Annotated in this window: 15 protein-coding genes and 1 pseudogene; 2 read left to right on the forward strand and 14 right to left on the reverse strand. The window is 60.4% G+C overall.

Features of this window, described 5'->3' with window-relative positions; translation table 11 throughout:
- From gcvP to arcD (ACIPIZ_RS15780), 8 genes are all read right to left on the reverse strand, one after another.
- A partial coding sequence (gene gcvP / locus ACIPIZ_RS15745; protein WP_401166001.1) for an aminomethyl-transferring glycine dehydrogenase occupies nucleotides 1-2,026 on the reverse strand: 2,026 nt, incomplete at its 3' end.
- 11 nt (nucleotides 2,027-2,037) lie between these two features.
- Nucleotides 2,038-2,421, reverse strand: coding sequence for a glycine cleavage system protein GcvH (gcvH, locus tag ACIPIZ_RS15750; protein WP_064391754.1), 384 nt, complete (start codon nucleotides 2,419-2,421; stop codon nucleotides 2,038-2,040).
- Nucleotides 2,422-2,856: 435 nt separating this feature from the next.
- Nucleotides 2,857-4,365, reverse strand: coding sequence for a sigma-54-dependent transcriptional regulator (locus ACIPIZ_RS15755; protein WP_401166003.1), 1,509 nt, complete (start codon nucleotides 4,363-4,365; stop codon nucleotides 2,857-2,859).
- 261 nt (nucleotides 4,366-4,626) lie between these two features.
- A complete protein-coding gene (locus ACIPIZ_RS15760; protein ID WP_122853998.1) occupies nucleotides 4,627-4,989 on the reverse strand; it encodes a DUF5064 family protein in 363 nt (120 codons plus the stop codon).
- Nucleotides 4,990-5,051: 62 nt separating this feature from the next.
- Nucleotides 5,052-5,981 (reverse strand): carbamate kinase, encoded by a 930-nt coding sequence (gene arcC, locus ACIPIZ_RS15765; protein ID WP_401166005.1) that lies wholly within the window; start codon nucleotides 5,979-5,981, stop codon nucleotides 5,052-5,054.
- 141 nt (nucleotides 5,982-6,122) lie between these two features.
- Nucleotides 6,123-7,133: an ornithine carbamoyltransferase gene (locus ACIPIZ_RS15770; RefSeq protein ID WP_008086805.1), complete on the reverse strand. Its 1,011-nt coding sequence runs from the start codon at nucleotides 7,131-7,133 to the stop codon at nucleotides 6,123-6,125.
- Nucleotides 7,134-7,202: 69 nt separating this feature from the next.
- Nucleotides 7,203-8,459: an arginine deiminase gene (gene arcA, locus ACIPIZ_RS15775; protein WP_038366599.1), complete on the reverse strand. Its 1,257-nt coding sequence runs from the start codon at nucleotides 8,457-8,459 to the stop codon at nucleotides 7,203-7,205.
- A gap of 33 nt (nucleotides 8,460-8,492) precedes the next feature.
- Complete coding sequence (gene arcD / locus ACIPIZ_RS15780; protein WP_007908042.1) at nucleotides 8,493-9,920, reverse strand: arginine-ornithine antiporter; 1,428 nt, start codon at nucleotides 9,918-9,920, stop codon at nucleotides 8,493-8,495.
- A gap of 437 nt (nucleotides 9,921-10,357) precedes the next feature.
- Between arcD (ACIPIZ_RS15780) and arcD (ACIPIZ_RS15785) the strand changes: the two genes are divergently transcribed.
- A complete protein-coding gene (gene arcD / locus ACIPIZ_RS15785) occupies nucleotides 10,358-11,785 on the forward strand; it encodes an arginine-ornithine antiporter (protein ID WP_064391748.1) in 1,428 nt (475 codons plus the stop codon).
- Nucleotides 11,782-12,225 carry a DNA-3-methyladenine glycosylase 2 gene (locus tag ACIPIZ_RS15790; RefSeq protein ID WP_401166007.1) on the forward strand — a complete coding sequence of 148 codons (444 nt, stop codon included), beginning with the start codon at nucleotides 11,782-11,784 and terminating at the stop codon, nucleotides 12,223-12,225. Before arcD (ACIPIZ_RS15785) ends, ACIPIZ_RS15790 begins: the two co-directional genes overlap by 4 nt.
- Before the next feature lie 125 nt (nucleotides 12,226-12,350).
- On the opposite strand, the gene ACIPIZ_RS15795 is transcribed toward ACIPIZ_RS15790, so the two are convergent.
- The 6 genes and pseudogenes from ACIPIZ_RS15795 to ACIPIZ_RS15820 form a co-directional block, all read right to left on the reverse strand.
- Nucleotides 12,351-13,697 carry a CoA transferase gene (locus ACIPIZ_RS15795; protein ID WP_401166009.1) on the reverse strand — a complete coding sequence of 449 codons (1,347 nt, stop codon included), beginning with the start codon at nucleotides 13,695-13,697 and terminating at the stop codon, nucleotides 12,351-12,353.
- A gap of 173 nt (nucleotides 13,698-13,870) precedes the next feature.
- Nucleotides 13,871-14,626, reverse strand: a complete 756-nt coding sequence (locus ACIPIZ_RS15800; protein WP_371920155.1) for a methyl-accepting chemotaxis protein — start codon at nucleotides 14,624-14,626, stop codon at nucleotides 13,871-13,873.
- Nucleotides 14,627-14,776: 150 nt separating this feature from the next.
- Nucleotides 14,777-16,051, reverse strand: a pseudogene (locus ACIPIZ_RS15805) (chemotaxis protein); the annotation flags it as partial.
- Nucleotides 16,052-16,251: 200 nt separating this feature from the next.
- On the reverse strand, nucleotides 16,252-16,647 hold the full coding sequence (locus ACIPIZ_RS15810) for a YbaN family protein (RefSeq protein ID WP_105706995.1): 396 nt from the start codon (nucleotides 16,645-16,647) through the stop codon (nucleotides 16,252-16,254).
- Nucleotides 16,648-16,812: 165 nt separating this feature from the next.
- Complete coding sequence (locus ACIPIZ_RS15815) at nucleotides 16,813-17,409, reverse strand: biliverdin-producing heme oxygenase (RefSeq protein ID WP_064391739.1); 597 nt, start codon at nucleotides 17,407-17,409, stop codon at nucleotides 16,813-16,815.
- A 111-nt stretch (nucleotides 17,410-17,520) separates the two neighbouring features.
- On the reverse strand, nucleotides 17,521-20,106 hold the full coding sequence (locus tag ACIPIZ_RS15820) for a TonB-dependent receptor (RefSeq protein WP_064391737.1): 2,586 nt from the start codon (nucleotides 20,104-20,106) through the stop codon (nucleotides 17,521-17,523).
- Nucleotides 20,107-20,201: the final 95 nt, after the last annotated feature.

Raw genomic sequence — 20,201 nt, forward strand, 5'->3', positions numbered from 1 at the left:
TGTACACCTGGCCGCCGTTGTCATGAATGATCCCGCAGATTTCGCGGATGCCTTCTTCGAACACGCCGTGGGTCGACGGGTAAGTGATCATCAGCGCGGCGAGGTGTTCGCGGTGCTCGATGGCTTTGGCGCGCAGGTCTTCGATGTCGACGTTGCCGCGCGCATCGCACGCAGTCACGACAACGCGCATGCCTGCCATGTTGGCGGTGGCCGGGTTGGTGCCGTGGGCGGACGACGGGATCAGGCAGATGTCGCGGCGTTCATCGCCACGGCTCTGGTGATAAGCACGAATCGCCAGCAGGCCAGCGTATTCACCTTGTGAACCGGCGTTCGGTTGCAGCGAGATCGCGTCGTAACCGGTGGCGGCGCAGAGCATCGCTTCCAGTTCGTCGGTCAGTTGCTGGTAACCGGCACTTTGTGCGGCCGGGGCGAACGGGTGCAGAGCGCCGAATTCAGCCCAGGTCACCGGGATCATTTCGCTGGCGGCGTTGAGTTTCATGGTGCACGAACCCAGCGGGATCATGGTGCGATCCAGGGCCAGATCCTTGTCGGCCAGTTTGCGCAGATAGCGCATCAGCTCGGTTTCCGAGTGATAACGGTTGAACACCGGGTGGCTGAGGATTGGCGACTGGCGTACCAGCGAAGCAGGGATAGTGCTTTGAACCGAAGCGGCGAGGGCGGCGAAGTCCGGCAGGGTCTTGCCGTCGGCGAACAGGCCCCACAGGGTTTCGATGTCAGCCTGCGTGGTGGTTTCATCGACCGACAGGCCCAGGCGCTGAGCGTCGATCACGCGCAGGTTGATCTGCGCAGCGTGCGCCTTGTCGTGCAGCGCGGCAGTTTGCGCGCCGGTGGCCACGGTCAGGGTGTCGAAGAAGCTGGCTTGTTCGACGCTAGCGCCCAGCGCGGTCAGGCCCTTGGCCAGAATCGCGGTCAGGTGATGCACGCGGTTGGCGATCTGCGTCAGGCCTTTCGGGCCGTGGTAGACGGCGTACATGCTGGCGATGTTGGCCAGCAGCACCTGCGCGGTGCAGATGTTCGACGTGGCCTTCTCGCGGCGGATGTGTTGCTCGCGGGTCTGCATCGCCAGACGCAGCGCCGGCTTGCCGAAACGGTCAACCGACACGCCGACCAAACGGCCCGGCATGTCGCGCTTGAACGCATCTTTGGTGGAGAAGTAAGCGGCGTGCGGGCCACCGAAGCCCAGCGGCACGCCGAAGCGTTGTGCCGAACCGATGGCGACGTCCGCACCGAACTCGCCCGGCGCGGTCAGCAAGGTCAGGGCCAGCAGGTCAGCGGCGACGGCGACCAAGGCGTTGGCGGCGTGGAAGCGTTCGGTCAGTTCGCGGTAGTCGAACACGTCACCGTTGGCTGCCGGGTATTGCAGCAGCGCGCCGAAGAACGGCGTCACGTCGGTAAGTTCACGCTCGTCGCCGACGACCACGTCAATGCCCAGCGGCTCGGCACGGGTGCGCAGCACGTCGAGGGTTTGCGGGTGGCTGTGGATCGAGGCGAAGAATTGGTGGCTGCCCTTGTTCTTGCTCAGGCGTTTGCAGAAGGTCATGGCTTCGGCAGCGGCGGTGGCTTCGTCGAGCAAGGATGCGTTGGCGATCGGCAGGCCGGTGAGGTCGCTGATCAGGGTCTGGAAGTTCAGCAGCGCTTCGAGACGGCCCTGGGAAATTTCTGGCTGATACGGGGTGTAAGCGGTGTACCAGGCCGGGTTTTCCAGCAGGTTGCGCAGGATCGGCGACGGCGTGTGGCAGTTGTAGTAGCCCTGGCCGATGTAGGTCTTGAACAGCTGATTTTTGCCGGCGATCGATTTGATCATCGCCAGGGCATCGGCTTCGCTGAGGCCGTCGTCCATGCCGAGCACGCTGGTGCCCTTGATGCTTTCCGGGATGACGCTGGCGCTCAGGGCTTCGAGGGAATCGAAGCCGAGGCTGTTGAGCATGGCTTGCTCGTCACCGGCGCGCGGGCCGATGTGACGGGCGATGAATTCGTTGGCGGTGCCGAGGTTGATTTGGCTCATGTCGGTATTCCTCAGGCTTCGGCTTGGGCTTTGATCAGACGGTCGTACGCGTCCTGATCGAGCAATTTGCCGACAGCGGCGGCGTCGCTTGGCTGGAAGCGGAAGAACCAGCCTTCGCCCAGCGGATCTTCGTTGACCAGTTCCGGGGCATCTTCCAGCGCCGGGTTGACGGCCAGCACTTCGCCGTCGAGGGGCATGTACACGCCGCTGGCGGCTTTTACCGATTCCACGGTGGCGGCTTCTGCGCCTTTTTCGTAAGCCTGCAGCTCAGGCAGTTGCACGAACACCACGTCGCCCAGGGCGTTCTGCGCGAAAGCGGTGATGCCGACAGTAACGCTGCCGTCAGCTTCGGTGCGCAGCCATTCGTGATCTTCAGTAAAACGCAACTCGCTCATGGAAACTCCTCAGGGGGCCAGACTCGTCTGGTGGACGCGGTGGAAGGCTTGGGCAGGGAAGCCCTTCTTTTATGAGGGGTTGATTAGCAAGAACGCGGCCAAGGTTAATATATCTTTATAAATCAATAGCTTGGATATTTATGGAGTCGAGAGGGCAGGCATCTCTGTAGCGAAATCGCTACAGCATGGAGCGAGGATAAAAGCTGAACGGGATCAAAGCCTTGCAAAGCGGTGACCGGAGGAGGGTGTAGCGATATCGTTCCGCTGTAGCGCTTTCAGTACAGGTGGGGGTCGCTTTCGAGCAGATTTTGAATCCGCCACAAATAAATGTAGGAGTGAGCCTGCTCGCGATAGCGGTGTGTCAGACGTCGCAAATGTTGAATGTCAGACCGCTATCGCGAGCAGGCTCACTCCTACAGGGGATTTGCGGTGTGTTCAGGGTTTGTTGGGGATGCCGTATTTGCGCAGGCGATGGGCGATCGCGGTGTGCGAAGTTTGCAGGCGGCTGGCCAGTTGGCGGGTCGAGGGGTAGCTGACGTAGAGTTTTTCCAGCAGCGATCGCTCGAAGGCTTCGACCGCTTGTTCGAGGCTGTCGACGTCGCTGTCGGTCTGCCGTGCGACGGAGGTGCCGGCAATATCGAGATCGCCGATATCGACCAGACTGCTCTCGCAGATCGCCGCTGCGCGGAAGATCACGTTCTGCAATTGCCGTACGTTGCCCGGCCAGCGGTTGCCGAGCAGCGCCGGATAAGTCCCGGGGGCGAGGCGGCAGACCGGGCGCTGAATCTGCGCGCAGGCCTGCTGCATGAAATAGCGTGCCAACAGCAGAATGTCCTGCCCGCGCTCACGCAGCGGCGGCACTTCAACGTTGAGCACGTTGAGGCGATAGAACAAGTCTTCGCGGAACAGGCCTTCGCTGACCATCTTTTCCAGATCGCGATGGGTCGCGCTGAGGATGCGCACGTTGACCTTCACTTCGCGATCACCGCCGACGCGGCGGAAGCTGCCGTCGTTCAAGAAACGCAGCAACTTGGCCTGCAAATACGGCGACATCTCGCCGATCTCATCGAGAAACACCGTGCCCTGGTTGGCCAGTTCCATCAGCCCCGGCTTGCCGCCGCGCGCTGCTCCCGTGAAGGCGCCGGGGGCGTAGCCGAACAGTTCGCTTTCGGCGAGGTTCTCCGGCAGCGCGGCGCAGTTCAAGGCGAGAAACGGTGCACTGTGCCGAGTGCTGATCGCGTGGCAGGCACGGGCAACCAGTTCTTTACCGGTGCCGGTTTCGCCTTGAATCAGCAGCGGTGCATCGAGGGCTGCTACACGCTGCGCGCGGGCCTTGAGGGTGCGGATCGCCGGGGATTCGCCAAGCAGTGCATCGAAGCCTTCGGCATGGTCGTGGTGCAGTGCCGAGAGTTGTTCGCCGATGCGGTTCGGTTGATACAAGGTCAATAGCGCGCCAGCGTCGGTGATCGGCGTGGCGTCGAGCAACAAGGTCTGACCGTTGACGGTGATTTCGCGCAGCGGCAAACGGAAGCCGTGTTCGAGCAAGGTGTCGAGCAGGCCAGGATCGTTGAACAGTTCAGCGACGCTTTCGCCCGCAGGCTCGCGACCGTATAGCGCGATCAACGCCGGGTTGGCGAGCAGCACCTTGCCGGCGCTGTCGAGGGCCAGCACCGGATCGGTCATCGCCGCGAGCAAGGCATCGAGCTGCAAGTGCCGACGCTGGCCGGGGAGGATGTCGACCACGGTCACCGCTTCCACGCCGAGCACACGAAACAACGCGTCCTTCAGTTCTTCGAGCACTTGCGGGCTCAGGGTCGGCGCGTCGATGTAAACGTTCGGCGGGATCATCTCCACCGCATCCAGATTGAGGTTGCGCCCACCGAGGATAGCCAGGACTTCCTGGGTGATGCCGACGCGGTCGATGAAGCTGACGTGGATACGCATGGGGCGATTCAGTGATCTGCAGAGCGGAGGGTGGCAAGTATGCCTTGGGCTTGGAGAGAGGTGAAAGCAAAAGCACCCTCACCCCAGCCCTCTCCCGGAGGGAGAGGGGGCCGACCGAGGTGTCTGGCGCTACACGTCGACCTGAAAAATCGAGGCGATTATGGATTCAGTGATGCAGGATCAGGTCGGCGTAACTCTGAAGCATCCCCCAATCAGTCCCCTCTCCCTCCGGGAGAGGGCTAGGGTGAGGGGCTTTTCGGGTTATTCGAAATGCTCAGGATTGACCGGATCCCCGGACTGCATATTCAACTTCTGCCGAATGTCTTCAAACATCAAATCGTAATGCTTGTGCACCGAACCGATCTGGCTATGAGCCTTGGGAATCCCGTACTTTTCGGCGATGCGGGTCACGTCGCGGGCGAAGTTGTAAGCCTCTTCCTTGGGCAGGAAAAACGTTTCCTTCATGTCCTTGCCCTGCATGCTGCCGTGCAGAGTGAACTGTATCCCTTTGCCTTTCTGCGGATCGGTGAACACTTCATAGTCGAGATGCACGTTGTAATTGACGTCATCGTCGGTCAGCGCGTGCCGCTCAATGTGCAAATGACCGGGTTCAAACTGGGCCATGGTTTTCTCCTTTCAAGGCATGGGAGAAGGGCAGACCCTCGGCCTGCCCCCGGAGTTTCTAATTATCGGTAAGTGATGCCCGGCTTCGCGGTTGTCACGCGCGTACCGGCAGTGCCCTGGACGATGGCTTCAATGTCCGCCAGCGAACCGATCACCGCAACCTTGCCAGTATGGCGGGCGAATTCGCAGGCGGCCTGCACCTTCGGCCCCATGGAACCGGCGGCGAAGCCGAGGCGTTCGAGTTCATCCGGGTGCGCTTCGGCGATGGCTTTCTGCGTCGGTTTGCCGTAATCGATGAACGCCGCGTTGACGTCCGTGGCGATCACCAGCAGATCGGCTTCCAGTTGCTCGGCGAGCAGCGACGAGCACAGGTCCTTGTCGATCACCGCCTCGATACCCTTGAGATTACGGTTCTCGTCGTACATGGTCGGAATCCCGCCGCCACCGGCGCAAATCACGATGCTGCCCTTGTCCAGCAGCCACTTGATCGGGCGGATTTCGAAGATGCGTTTTGGTCGTGGGCTGGCGACCACGCGGCGGAACTTGTCGCCGTCCGGGGCAATCGCCCAGCCTTTTTCAGCGGCGAGTTTTTCTGCTTCGGCCTTGTCGTAGACCGGGCCGATGGGTTTGGTCGGGTTCTGGAAGGCCGGATCTTTGGCGTCTACTTCGACCTGAGTGAGCAGGGTGGCGAACGGCACTTCGAAGTCGAGCAGGTTGCCCAATTCCTGTTCGATGATGTAACCGATCATGCCTTCGGTTTCGGCACCGAGCACGTCCAGCGGGTAAGGGGTGACGGACGTGTAGGCCGCCGCTTGCAGCGACAGCAGGCCGACTTGCGGGCCATTGCCGTGGGCGATGACCAGTTGGTTGCCGGCATGGATTTTGGCGATTTGCTCGGTGGCGATGCGGATGTTGGCGCGCTGATTGTCAGCGGTCATCGGTTCACCACGGCGGAGCAGGGCGTTACCGCCCAGAGCTACGACGATACGCATGGTGCATGTCCTTTTCGTAGTGATCGTTCCCACGCTCTGCGTGGGAATGCCGCCACGGACGCTCCGCGTCCGCTGTGACGCAGAGCGTCACGGGATGCATTCCCACGCGGGAGCGTGGGAACGATCATGGATAAGCAGTGGTTACAGATCAGCCAGGGTCGAGACCAGAATCGCCTTGATCGTGTGCATGCGGTTTTCCGCTTGCTCGAAGGCGATGCAGGCGGGCGACTCGAACACGTCGTCGGTCACTTCGATGCCGTTTTTCAGGTGCGGATACTGTTCGGCGATTTGCTTGCCGACTTTGGTATCGCTGTTGTGGAACGCCGGCAGGCAGTGCATGAACTTGGTGCGCGGGTTGCCGGAGGCTTTCATCAGCTCGGCGTTGACCTGGTACGGCAGCAGTTGCTGGATACGCTCGGCCCACGCTTCAACCGGCTCGCCCATCGACACCCAAACGTCGGTGTGGATGAAGTCGACGCCTTTGACCGCAGCTTTCGGGTCTTCGGTCAGGGTGATGCGTGCGCCGCTTTCTTCGGCATATTTGTGGCAACGCTCGACCAGATCATCCAGTGGCCACAGCGCTTTCGGCGCGCAGATGCGCACGTCCATGCCGAGTTTGGCGCCGACCAGCAGCAACGAGTTGCCCATGTTGTTGCGCGCATCGCCGAGGTAGGCGTAGCTGATTTCATGGATCGGCTTGTCGGCGTGTTCACGCATGGTCAGCACGTCGGCGATCATTTGCGTCGGGTGATATTCATCGGTCAGACCGTTGAACACTGGTACGCCGGCGAACTTGGCCAGCTCTTCGACAATTTCCTGTTTGAAGCCACGGTACTCGATAGCGTCGTACATGCGACCGAGCACGCGGGCGGTGTCTTTCATGCTTTCTTTGTGGCCGATCTGCGACGAGTTCGGGTCGATGTAGGTGACGTTGGCGCCTTGGTCATAGGCCGCCACTTCGAAAGCGCAACGGGTGCGGGTCGAGGTCTTTTCGAAGATCAGGGCGATGTTGTTGCCCTTCAGGTGTTGCTGCTCGGTGCCGGTGTATTTGGCGCGTTTGAGGTCGCGGGACAGGTCGAGCAGGTAACGCAGCTCACGTGGGGTGTGGTGTTCCAGGCTGAGCAGGTTACGGTTGTGAATGTTAAAAGCCATGATGGATCTCCTTCGGTGTCGGTTATCCCCCTGGCCGCACGTTGTAAGTGTCGGCCAGGGCTCAGAGGTTTAGTAATCGATCGGGTCGCGGATGATCGGGCAGGTCATGCAGTGGCCACCGCCACGGCCTCGGCCCAGTTCACCGGCGCTAATGGTGATGACTTCCACTCCTGCTTTGCGCAGCAGGGTGTTGGTGTAGGTGTTGCGGTCGTAGCCGATGACCACGCCCGGCTCCACGGCCACCACGTTGTTGCCGTCGTCCCATTGCTCGCGTTCGGCGGCGAAGCTGTTGCCGCCGGTTTCCACCACGCGCAGTTTCGGCAGGTTGAGCGCCTTGGCCACGGTGTCGAGGAAGGTGCCTTCTTCGCGGCGGATGTCGATGCCACCCTGTTTGCTTTCGTCAGGGCGCAGGGTGAAGGCGACGATCTGATTCACCACCTCAGGGAAAATCGTCACCAGGTCGCGGTCGCAGAAGCTGAATACGGTGTCGAGGTGCATCGCCGCGCGGGATTTCGGCAGGCCGGCAACGATGACTTTTTCCACGGCTTTGTTCTTGAACAGGTTCAACGCCAGTTGGCCGATGGCCTGACGCGATGAGCGTTCGCCCATACCGATCAACACCACGCCGTTGCCGATTGGCATGACGTCGCCGCCCTCAAGGGTGGAGCTGCCGTGATCCTTGTCCGGGTCGCCGTACCAGATTTCAAATTCGGCGTTGGTGAACTGCGGGTGGAATTTGTAGATGGCGGTGGTCAGCAGAGTTTCCTGACGACGCGCTGGCCAGTACATCGGATTCAGCGTCACGCCACCGTAGATCCAGCAGGTGGTGTCACGGGTGAACTGAGTGTTCGGCAGCGGCGGCAGAATGAAGCTGGAGTGGCCGAGGAAGTCGCGGAACATCTGGATGGTCTTGCCACCGAAGCTGTCCGGCAGATCATCGGCGGAGACGCCGCCAATCAGGAATTCGGCGATGTGCCGTGGCTCAAGGCTTTTCAGCCAGGATTTGACTTCGTTGATCAGGCCCAGGCCCACCGAGTCGGCGGTGACCTTGCGCTCGAGAATCCAGTCCAGCGCTTCCGGGATGGCGACGATGTCGGTCAGCAGGTTGTGCATTTCCAGCACATCGATGCCGCGCTCACGCATCTTGGTGACGAAGTCGAAGTGGTCGCGCTTGGCCTGGGCCACCCAGAGCACGTCATCGAACAGCAGTTCGTCGCAGTTGTTCGGGGTCAGCCGCTGATGGGCCAGACCTGGGGAGCACACCATGACTTTGCGCAGTTTGCCGGCTTCGGAATGTACGCCGTACTTAACTTTTTCCGTGGTCATTTCAGATCCTCCAGATAACAAATCAATCAGGGATTACAGAGTCAGGAAGCCGTCGTAGAGACCGTAGGCAGCCACCAGGGCGCCCACGACCACTGCGGCGAAAATCAGCTTCTCGACGTTAGTGAAAATCGGTTGTTTGAGTTCCAGCTTGGCTTTGGCGAACAGGATCGCGCCAGGTGCGTAGAGCAGGGCCGAGAGCAGCAGATACTTGACCCCGCCGGCATACAGCAGCCACACCGCGTAGATCAGCGCGATGCCGCCGATAATCAGATCCTTGCGTCGTTCGGCCGCAAAGCCTTCGTAGCTTTCGCCGCGCACCGCCAGCAGCAGGGCATAGGCCGCCGACCACAGGTACGGCACCAGAATCATCGAGGTGGCGAGGTAGATCAGCGACAGGTAAGTACTGGCCGAGAACAGCGTGATGATCAGGAAAATCTGCACCATCGCATTGGTCAGCCACAGGGCGTTGACCGGTACGTGGTTGGCGTTTTCCTTGCGCAGGAACTCCGGCATGGTGTGGTCTTTGGCGGCGGCGAACATGATCTCCGCACACAACAGCACCCACGACAGCAGCGCACCCAACAACGAGATGATCAGACCGACGCTGATCAGCACCGCGCCCCAGTGACCGACTACATGCTCAAGCACGGCCGCCATCGACGGGTTCTGCAGTTTCGCCAGTTCCGGCTGAGTCATGATGCCCAGCGACAGCACGTTCACCAGCACCAGGAACAACAGCACGGTGATGAAACCGATCACGGTGGCTTTACCAACGTCCGAGCGTTTTTCCGCGCGGGCCGAGAAGATGCTCGCGCCCTCGATGCCGATGAACACCCAGACGGTGACCAGCATCATGTTGCGCACCTGGTTCATCACACTGCCCAGATCCGGATTTTTGATGCCCCAGATGTCGGCGGTGAAGATGTCCAGTTTGAAAGCGAACACCGCGATCAGCACAAACAGCAGCAGCGGCACGACCTTGGCGACCGTGGTCACCAGGTTGATGAACGCCGCTTCCTTGATCCCGCGCAGCACCAGAAAGTGCACGGCCCACAGCAGCACCGAGGCGCCAATCACGGCCGCGACAGTATTACCCTCACCGAAAATCGGGAAGAAGTAACCGAGGGTGCTGAACAGCAGAACGAAGTAACCAACGTTGCCTAGCCAGGCACTGATCCAGTAACCCCAGGCGGACGAGAAACCCATGTAGTCACCGAAACCGGCCTTGGCGTAGGCGTAGACACCGCCGTCCAGGTCAGGCTTGCGATTGGCCAGGGTTTGAAAGACAAAAGCGAGGGTGAGCATGCCGACAGCGGTAATGGCCCAACCGATCAGTACCGCGCCGACGTCGGCGCTCGCGGCCATGTTTTGTGGCAAAGAGAATATCCCGCCACCGATCATCGAGCCGACTACCAATGCAACCAGTGCACCTAGTCGTAGTTTTCCGGGAGCTTCAGACATTGCATGACTCCATTGCAGGAGAGAAGAGATCACAGCGTAGTTCTGTTGTCTGTTCAAACAGCTGACTTAGATCAGTGCATGGTCACATTCCATTGTTAATGAATGACTTAGGCTTCGGCTGAAGGCATAAATATCCTGCCCGCAAGGCCCGTCCTAGAGGCGTTGTGGCTACATCTTTGGGAATGGCTATTATTACTTTTGAATTATCACGCTAGTTCTTTTTCAGCGTTTGGCAAATTTTCAGCCTCTGTTTTCAGTACAGAATTGATTTATCAGGATCAGCGCACAAAACTGTCTGAGCGTGCTAGGCGTTAGCGTCATCCGCTATATATAAACAGGCGTTAATTGGCGTTACCTGATAAACGTCATCTACCTTTATCCGTTTAGTTAATAGTTGTTACAAATGCATGATCACCACACTTCAAAGGGAAACTGAAATGTCGCAACCGACGCAAAAGCTGCGATTAGGCGCGTTGATCGCCCTGGTGGTGGGTTCGATGATTGGCGGAGGGATTTTTTCGCTGCCGCAGAACATGGCGGCGCGCGCCGATGCCGGGGCGATTCTGATCGGATGGGGGATCACCGCGATTGGCATGCTGACCCTTGCGTTCGTGTTTCAGACGCTGGCCAACCGCAAGCCGGAGCTGGACTCGGGTGTCTACGCTTACGCCAAGGCCGGGTTTGGCGACTACATGGGTTTCTCGTCCGCCTGGGGTTACTGGATCAGTGCCTGGCTGGGCAATGTCGGCTATTTCGTGCTGCTGTTCAGCACCCTCGGTTACTTCTTTCCGGTGTTCGGGCAAGGCAATACGCCAATCGCCATCGGCTGCGCGTCGGTGCTGCTGTGGGCCGTGCATTTTCTGGTGATGCGCGGGATCAAGGAAGCGGCGCTGATCAATCAACTGACCACGGTGGCCAAAGTGGTGCCGCTGATCATGTTCATCGTCATCGCTGCCGTCGCCTTCAAGGCTGACATTTTTACCCGCGATATCTGGGGCACCAGCAACCCGAACTTCGGCGGGGTGATGGATCAGGTGCGCAACATGATGCTGGTCACGGTGTTCGTGTTCATCGGCATCGAAGGCGCCAGCGTGTACTCGGCGCGGGCGGAAAAGCGCAGCGACGTCGGTCGCGCCACGGTGATTGGTTTTATCGGCGTGCTGGCGCTGCTGGTGCTGGTCAATGTGTTGTCGTTGGGGATCATGAGCCAGCCGGAGCTGGCGAATTTGCAGAATCCGTCGCTGGCGGCGGTACTCGAACACATTGTCGGGCCGTGGGGCGCGCTTTTGATCAGCATCGGTCTGGCGATTTCACTGCTCGGTGCGTTGTTGTCGTGGGCATTGCTCTGCGCGGAAATTCTCTTCGCCACGGCGAAGGACAAAACCATGCCGGCGTTCCTGAAAAAGGAAAACAAGAACCATGTGCCGGTCAACGCCCTGTGGCTGACCAACGCGATGATCCAGATTTTCCTGTTGATCACGCTGTTTTCGGCGGGCACTTACACCAGCCTGATTTACCTGGCGTCGTCGATGATTCTGGTGCCGTACCTGTGGTCGGCGGCGTATGCGGTGCTGCTCAGCGGGCGCGGCGAAACCTATGAACACGCCTCGGCCGAACGCACCAAGGATCTGCTGATCGGCGGCATTGCCCTCGGTTACGCGGTGTGGTTGTTGTATGCCGGCGGGGTGAAGTATCTGCTGCTGTCGGCGTTGCTCTATGCGCCGGGGGTGATCCTGTTTGCCAAGGCTAAACATGAACAGGGTGAGCCGTTGTTTACCCATGTCGAGAAAGGCATTTTCACCTGCGTGGTCATCGGTGCGGGGCTGGCGGCGTATGGCTTGTACAGTGGTGTGCTGTCGTTGTGAGGTTGTCGCTTGCGTATGCGCCGCCGTATGACTGGGAGGCGATGTTGGGGTTTCTCGCGGCGCGGGCGGTGGTCGGGATGGAGACCGTGGTGGATGGCGTGTACTCGCGCAGCATCGGGTTGAAAGGGTTGCATGGATCGGTTTCGATCTGGAACGGCGCGGGAGATGCGCTAGAGGTGGAGCTGGATTTTCCTGATCCGGTGGCGCGGTTGTTGGCGTTGCACGGGGTTGGCGAGTGGACGGCGCAGTACATTGCGTTGCGGCAGTTGCGCGATCTGGATGGCTTTCCGAGCGGGGATGTCGGGTTGATGCGGGCGTTGGAGGTGCTGGAAGGTGAGCGGCCGACAGCGCCGGAATTGTCGTTGCGGGCCGAGGCCTGGCGACCTTATCGAGGGTATGCGGCGCAGCTTTTGTGGACATCTTTGAGCAGAGCAGATTGATCCGATGTTGCTTGGTCAATTGAGGCCTCATCGCGAGCAGGCTCACTCCTACAGTTGACCGCATTTCTACTGATGGAACACGGTTGAATGTAGGAGTGAGCCTGCTCGCGATAGCGATTCTGGATTCACCACCGGGGGTGATGTGAACCCAGTTCTGTAGCCGGCAACGCCCACTGGATCGGTGTGCCGCTGATCTTCACCGGCACCTGCAAGCGATGCGCCGGGCCCCATGGGGTCTGCTCCACCAGCAAACCTTGATCCTGTTCATCCTCGGCGCGCAGCGCTTCAGTTATCCCGGACCCATGCTCGATCAACAGTTTCGCCGTGCGTGCCAGTGACAACCGCGCCGATCCACCGCGACGCGTGTTCAAACGCTCGGTCAACAGTCGGAGCGCACTCGCCGCCAGCAAATACCCGGTCGCATGATCCAGCCCCTGCACCGGCAACGGCGTCGGCTTATCGGTCTGCTTCCAGCGCATCCCGGCCTCGGCGATGCCGCTGCTCATCTGCACCAGACTGTCGAAACCTCGGCGGTTCTGCCATGGACCGCTCCACCCGTAGGCGTTGAGGGCCGCATCAATCAGGCCGGGTGCGAGCTGACGACGGCGCTCAACGCCGAAACCGAGATTCTCCAGTGCATCGGCGCGGTAACCGTGCAGCAGAATGTCGGCGTCTTTCAGCAAACCTTCAAACACCGAGCGATCCGCCGGATCATGCAGGTTCAGCCGTGCGCAGCGTTTGCCGAGGGTCATTTCCGGGACGACACCGGGCTCGTTCCAGGTCGGTGAGTCGATGCGCAATACATCGGCGCCAAGGCCAGCGAGAAAACGGCTGGCGGTGGGGCCTGCGAGCACGCGCGTCAAATCCAATACCTTGATCCCGGCCAACGGTTGCGCCACCGAGCCTTGCCACGGTTGGTTGCCTTCATCTTGCGAATCGAGGAAATACACCAGCGGTTCGGCATTCACTGCCTGCCCCTGCGGATGTTTCTGCCACTGCGCCCAACTGCGCATCTCGGCGGCGCAACCCTTGGCCTCGACCACCGCTTGCTCCAGATCTGTACTCGCCCATCGCGCGACTTTCGCCGCCATCGCGGCACGGTCGGCGCAGGCACCGAGCACGCGTTCAGCGGCGGCGCGGTGATGCGGGGCGTTGGTGTGCAGGCGAATCCAGCCGTCGCGGGTCTGATAATCGCCAGCGACTGGATCCCACAGTGGCGGGACTTGCCAGCCAATCGGTCGGATCGACGTGGCGAACCAGGACGAGGCCAATCGACGATCGACTTCAACGGCAGGTCGCTGGCCGGTTTGCTGCCGGAGCAATTCGCTGACGGCCTGACCGGCGGCGGCGATGCTGGCGCAGGCAAGCTCGGTGACGGCGAACGCCGAGGGCAGGGCGCCACGATCAGTAAACGGAATCGGCGTATGCGGCAAGCCGAGTGCGGCTTGAATGGACGTGAGTAAATCAGTCATCGAAGGCCCTCCGGAGCGAGAGGGCGATGATAGTGCAAAAAATCACGAGTATGATCGTTCCCACGCTCCGCGTGGGAATGCATCAAGGGACGCTCCGCGTTCCAGCTTCCGATTGGGACGCGGAGCGTCCCGGGCTGCATTCCCACGCAGAGCGTGGGAACGATCTCTTCGCGTCAGACGCGGAACTGATCCATCAATTTCATCTGCTGACTGGCCAAAGCATTGAGCTGGCTGCTGATCGCCGCTGATTCGGTGGCTTGCCCGGTCAGCGTCTCGGTGACGGTACGGATCGCCGACACGTTGCGATTCACTTCTTCAGCCACCGCACTTTGCTGCTCCGCCGCGCTGGCAATCTGCAAGTTCATGTCGCTGATCACCGTCACCGCATCGCTGATCTTGCCCAGCGCATCGACGGCCTGACGAATCTGCCCGGCGTTGTTGTGCGCCTGGGTTTGGCTCGAATGCATGGTCGCGACCACGCCACGGGTGCCGGTCTGAATCCGCTCGATCACCACGCGAATTTCTTCCACCGAATCCTGCGTGCGCTTGGCGAGGTTGCGTACTTCGTCGGCGACCACGGCAAAACCACGGCCGCTCTCACCGGCGCGGGCCGCTTCGATGGCGGCGTTGAGGGCCAGCAGGTTGGTTTGTTCGGCGATGCTGCGGATCACTTCCAGCACCGAGCCGATCTGCTCGCTGTTGACTGCCAGCGCTTCAACCTCGGTCACCGCTTTGCTGACTTCCTCGGCCAGTTGATTGATATCGCGGGTGCTGCGTTCAATGATCGACATGCCGTCCTTGGCTGACTGGTCGGCACCTTTCGCGGCATTGGCAGCGTTCGATGCGCTGTTGGCGACGTCGTGGGCGGTGGCGCTCATTTCGTTGGAGGCGGTGGCGACCTGGTCGATTTCGCGGAACTGCACCTGCATGCCTTCACTGGTCTGGCGGGCGATTTCCGAAGACTGGTCAGCAGTGCCGCGTGCTTCGGTGATGCTCTGCTTGATCTGCGCGATAGTCGGTTGCAGCTTGTCGAGGAAGCGGTTGAACCAGTTCACCAGTTCGCCCAGTTCATCTTTTTTGCTGTAGTTCAGGCGCTGGGTCAGATCGCCTTCACCGCTGGCAATGTTCTTCAGCATTTCGGCAACGCTGTTGATCGGACGAGTCACCCCGGAGGCGGTCAGCCAGATCAGCAGCAGGCCAACCAGACCGGCAACCACGGCGACCAGCAGCGCGGTGATCACACCGGTTTCCTGCGCATCATCGAGTACCGCTTGCAGCTTGACCGAGTCGGCCAGCAGCACTTGTTTCGGCAGATCGATGACCACGCCCCAGGCACGCGAATTGCCAATCGGGTCAACCGGGTACACCGCACGAATCAGCTCGCCGTGTTCGAGAATCTTCGGGGTGCCGGAGGTCAGCAGTTGCAGCACATCCTGGCCATCGGCACCGAGGGTGTCGCTGATTTTTTTACCGACCTTGGTGGCGTCGGAACTGTCGGCAGCGAGCACACCGCTGCCGGAGACGATCAGCATGTGCCCGGCGTTGTTGAACAGGTTGCGCTGGGAGTCCACGGCGGCTGCTTGCAGGGCGTCGAGGGCGATGTCGACACCGACCACACCGATGGCTTTGCCGTCGACGATCAACGGCACGGAAATGGTCGTCATGAGCATTTCCTTGCCACCGACGGTGTCGGCATACGGGTCGAGCAGGCAGGTGCGCTTGGCATCGCGAGGGCAGGTGTACCAACTGTTGTAAGGCGTGCCGCTGACGCTGAGGGTGGTTTTGGTCAGGTCTTCTTCGACCATGATCGTGTTCAGTGAGGCGCCGGCGGCGCGGCTCCAGTACGTGGCGAAGCGCCCGGCTTCGTTGGACTGGCGCGCGGCGTCGTTGGCGAACTCGCTGTCCTTGCCGTCGAGAGCGTTCGGTTCGAAGGCGAGCCAGATGCCGAGCACTTTGTCGTTACGCTCGAATGCGGTTTTCAGGCTCAGGTTCAACTCTTCACGCAAGGCGCCAGCATCCAGCGAACGCTTGGCGGCCATGACGCGCAGGTCCTTGATCTGGTCAGCCACGGCCGTGATCACCGTCAGGCTTTCGCCGAAGGTTTTCTGCACCCGCACGGCTTGCTCGGCGGCTTTGGCTTGCAACAGGTTCTGCACGCTGGCGGTGAGCAGCTTGTTGCTGGAGTTGCTGACCAGTTCGTCGTTCTGGTTGGTCTGGTAGATGTTCATGCCGACGATCAGCGCAACCACACCGAGCAGGCACAGGCCGGAGAGCAGAACGATTTTCAGGCGAATGGACAGAGAGTCGAACATGGGGCGATCTCGCGAATGAATAAACGGGTGGCAGGCGGACATGAACTATCCGGTTCGCCAATTCCATTCAGCGCCATTCAATGCTCATCGGCGTGGAACGAGAGCGCATGAGGCGGCTGCCGACGAACGGTCAGCGCTAAACGTTTGCGCAGGGGAAAGTGCTGAAAAAGGGGAAAATTACAGGGATGTTTCAAGACTGTGAACGGTGCGTGACCGGTCATCGGCAAATTTTCGGCGGCTGATCAAACAGGTTTTGGCAGGGATTCCGGACGCGACCAGATCCACAGATTGCCCAGGCTCATCCCGGCAATCGCCAGATAGATCGGCCAGCCGTGATCGAGCATCACCAGCATCAACGTGGCGCAGAGCAACATGCTTACCGTGGCGCTGACCTTGGCCTTGCGCGCGATGATCTTGCCGTTGCGCCAGTTGCTGAGGATCGGCCCGAACAGGCGATGGTTTTCCAGCCAGGCACTCAGGCGCGGCGAGCTGCGGGTCGCGGCCCAGGCGGCGAGGAGGATGAACTCGGTGGTCGGCAGGCCGGGCACGACAATGGCGATCAGGCCAATGCCAAGACTGACGTAGGCCAGCAGGCCGAACAGCACGCGGGCGAGTTTCGAGGAGGCGGGTTGCGGCATGGGCTACGCGGTGGCTTCTGAAGCGGAATGGAGATCTTACAGGCTTACGCAGGACACCTGTAGGAGTGAGCCTGCTCGCGATAGCGGTGTATCAGTCGACATTCATGTTGAATGACAGGACGCCATCGCGAGCAGGCTCACTCCTACAGGGGTATGTGTGTTGTGTCAGGCCGGTTCGGCTTCTGTGGCGTAAGCCTGTTCCAGCAACACGGTGAAGCGGTTGAACGCATCGATCGCGCCTTGCTCCACCTCAGCCTCTTCTTCAGCGCTGAACTGCAGCGAATCGAGAGTGCGCACGAAGCTTTTCCAGCCTTCGGCACGGCCACCTTCAGGCTCGCCGAGATGACGGGCACCGAAGGTTTCGCTCAGCTCCAGCGCCACCGCGCGTTTGATCAGGAACGCCGCACCGAGCTTGGAACCTTCGGAAACAAAGATCCAGCCCAGGGCACGGGCCTTGCTCGGGTTTGTCACGGCGCCTGCGACCGGTGCCGGCACTTCGGTGTGCAGATCAGCCAGGTCAGCTTTGGCCGCTTCGGCGCGGCAACGCGCTGGCAGGTCAGGGACAATGGCGGTCAGTTCGGCGTCGTTGTACAGGTCGACCAGTTCCGACTGGAACAGGTACTGCGCGACGACGAAACGGGCGAAGTTGGCGCGGGTCTCGAACGGCGCGTGCGCCTTCACCAGTGCATCGAGTTTGCTGTGCGGCTCGTGGGTGATCTGGTTCAGACGTTGTGAACGCAGGGCTTTTTCCGAAGTGGTCATGACATGTCCTTGATAAAAGAGGCGCTTGATAACGAGACGAACAAAGCGACGTGCAAGCGTAAAAAAACCTCACGGCGCGGTGCCTGAACACGCGCGGTGAGGTTGGCCGGATCAGATGTCCCAGATCAGGTTGATCGCGAAGTTGCGGCCCGGTTGGGTCAGGCGATCGAGGTTGGCCGGTTGCGTCACCGAAGCCTCGCCGACGCTGTCGTAACCGCGCACGTCATCCCACAGCCAGTATTTCTTGTCGGTCAGGTTGTAGATGCCGCCGCTGACGGTGACGTCGTCGGTGACTTTGTAATAGCCGGCCAGATCAAGAATGCCGAAGCCCGGGGTTTTGAACTGGCTGCTGACGCCGTCCGGCGACTTGAAGTTGCTGTCGTCGACGCGATCCTTTTTCTTCACCACGGTCCAGCTCAGCAGGCCGCCGTAGTTGTCCTGGTCGTAACCCAGACCGAACACGCCGGTCAGCGGGTTGACGCTGTTGAGTGGCTCGCCGGTGTCATTGTTGCGACCGTAGGCGTAGGCAATCGAGCCTTGGGTGTAGAGGCCTTGCGGCGCGCCGAACGCATCCAGATTCAGACGACCTTTGACTTCCGCACCCTTGATGGTGGCGTGTTTGATGTTGCTCGACTGGAAGGTCAGCTCGTCGTAGCCAGGGGTAACGGCGTCTTCGTTGATGAAGTCGCGGTACTTGTTATAGAACACCGCCACGTCGAACGAACCTTGTTCGAAGTTGCCGCGCAGACCGGTCTCATAACTTTTGCTTTTTTCCGGTTCCAGGTCCGGATTGGGCGCGACGTTGTAGCCGGTGGTGGTGTTTTCGAAGCGGCCGTACAGGGCTTTCGCGGTCGGGGTGCGGAAGCCTTCGGCGTACTGACCGTACCAGGTGTAGTTCTCAGTCAGGGCGTAGGTCAGGCCGAATTTTGGCGAGACTTTATGCCAGGTCTTGTTCTCGTCGCTGACGGTGCCTTGGCCATCGGCGGCGACGGTGTTGAGAAATTCCTGAGTGATGTGCGGCTTGAGCTGGGTGTAGTCGTAGCGCAGGCCCGGCAGGAAGGTCCAGTTGTTCCAGCTGATCTGATCCTGAGCGAACAGGCTGTAGGTGTTGATGGTCGGGTCCGGAAAGTCCGTAGCCTTTTTCAGTACGTCAGCGGCACTGGTCGCACCAATGGCCGTGCAGCCGCGACCGACCGCCAGGCATTTGCCGTCGCCGCTGCGCGAGCCGGTGACTTTTTGTTGCTTGAGGGTGGTGCCGTAGGTCAGCACATGATCGGTGTCGCCGATGGCAAACGCCTTGTCCAGTTGTGCGTCGAACACCCACTGCTTTTCTTCGTAAATCGTGTCGCGAGTACGCAGCACTTTACGGGTGATCGGGTAGTAGAACTCTTCGGTACTCTGGTCAGTCTTGGCGATCTGGTGGTTGAGGCTCCACTTCACGTTGTCGACCAGCAGGCTGTCGAGGGCGAACGAGTGTTCGAGGCCGAAACGCTCACGGGTGATGGTGTCGTTGCCGGTGCGCCACTGGTACATGCCGCCGGGCAGTACGCTGTTGGGAATCGTTGGGGCGCCGGCAAAGTACGGGCCACCGTAAGCGCTTTTCTGATCGGTATCGCGATCATCCTTGTACTTTTCGTAGGTCAGGCCCAGACGCGAATCGTCGTTGTAGTTCCAGCCGACCTTGGCCAGCACGTTGTAGGCGTTGACGTCTTCCGGGTTGGCGGCAGTGCGCTCGAGACCCGTGCCGTTGTTGCTGCCGTAGGAATCGGTTTCGTGGCCGTCGCGCTGGCTGTAATGCAGCAACCCGTCGAACTGGTCGGCACGACCGGCGACGGTGGCGGACTTCAGCCAGCTCTCGTCGGCCGAGCTGTAACCGGTTTTCAGGCGTGCGCCGACGTCTTTGCCGGGTTTGATGATGTCGTCGGCATCGAGGGTGTAGTAGCTGACGGCGCCGCCGATGGCGTTGCTGCCGTACAGCACCGAGGCCGGGCCACGGAGGATTTCCACGCGTTTGACGATTTCCGGGTCGACGTAATTGCGCTGGGTCTTGGCGTACGGACCGTTGAAGAAACCGTCCGGCACTTCCACACCGTCGACTTGCGTGAGGATGCGGTCGCCGTCGATGCCACGAATGTTGTAACCGCTGATGCCGCCACGTGTACCGGCGCCGCCGACGGACACGCCCGGCTCGTAGCGCACCAGATCCTTGATGGTGTTGACGTTGTTGCGGTCCAGATCCTGACGGGTCTGCACGGTGACAGTGGCCGGAACGCTATTGACCGACTGCTCCTGACGGGTGGCGCTGATGGTCACCTGATCCAGATTGAGCGTGCCGCTGGCGTTGCGCTTTTCCAGCACGACGTTGTTGTTGCTGATTTTGCGGAAGCTCAGGTTGGTCCCCACCAACAGACGCTCGAGGGCTTTTTCCGGGGGCAACGAGCCGCGCACGCCCGGCGACGACACGCCCTGACCCAGTTCTGCCGGCAAACCGACTTGCCAGCCGGTTACGGCGGTGAAGGCATTGAGGGCTGACACCAGCGGTTGCTGACTGATGGCGAACGAGTAATCCCCCATGTTGCGCGCAGGCGTCTCGGTGGCAGCCATCAGCGGTGCGGTGCCGGCCATGAGGATGGCAGCGGTCAGCAGCGACAATACGCGGGAAGGGGAGGAAGTCTGGCGGGTAAGGCGAGAGGACATCGATAGCGCTCCGTGTCGCACGAATCTTTATAGGGGCTGATTGGCTTCGCGTGATGCGAATCAATTGCATTGGCTATAACGAGACGTACTGACGT

Origin of the sequence: Pseudomonas sp. NPDC087690 (genome assembly GCF_044743175.1) — a bacterium.
Lineage (GTDB): Bacteria > Pseudomonadota > Gammaproteobacteria > Pseudomonadales > Pseudomonadaceae > Aquipseudomonas.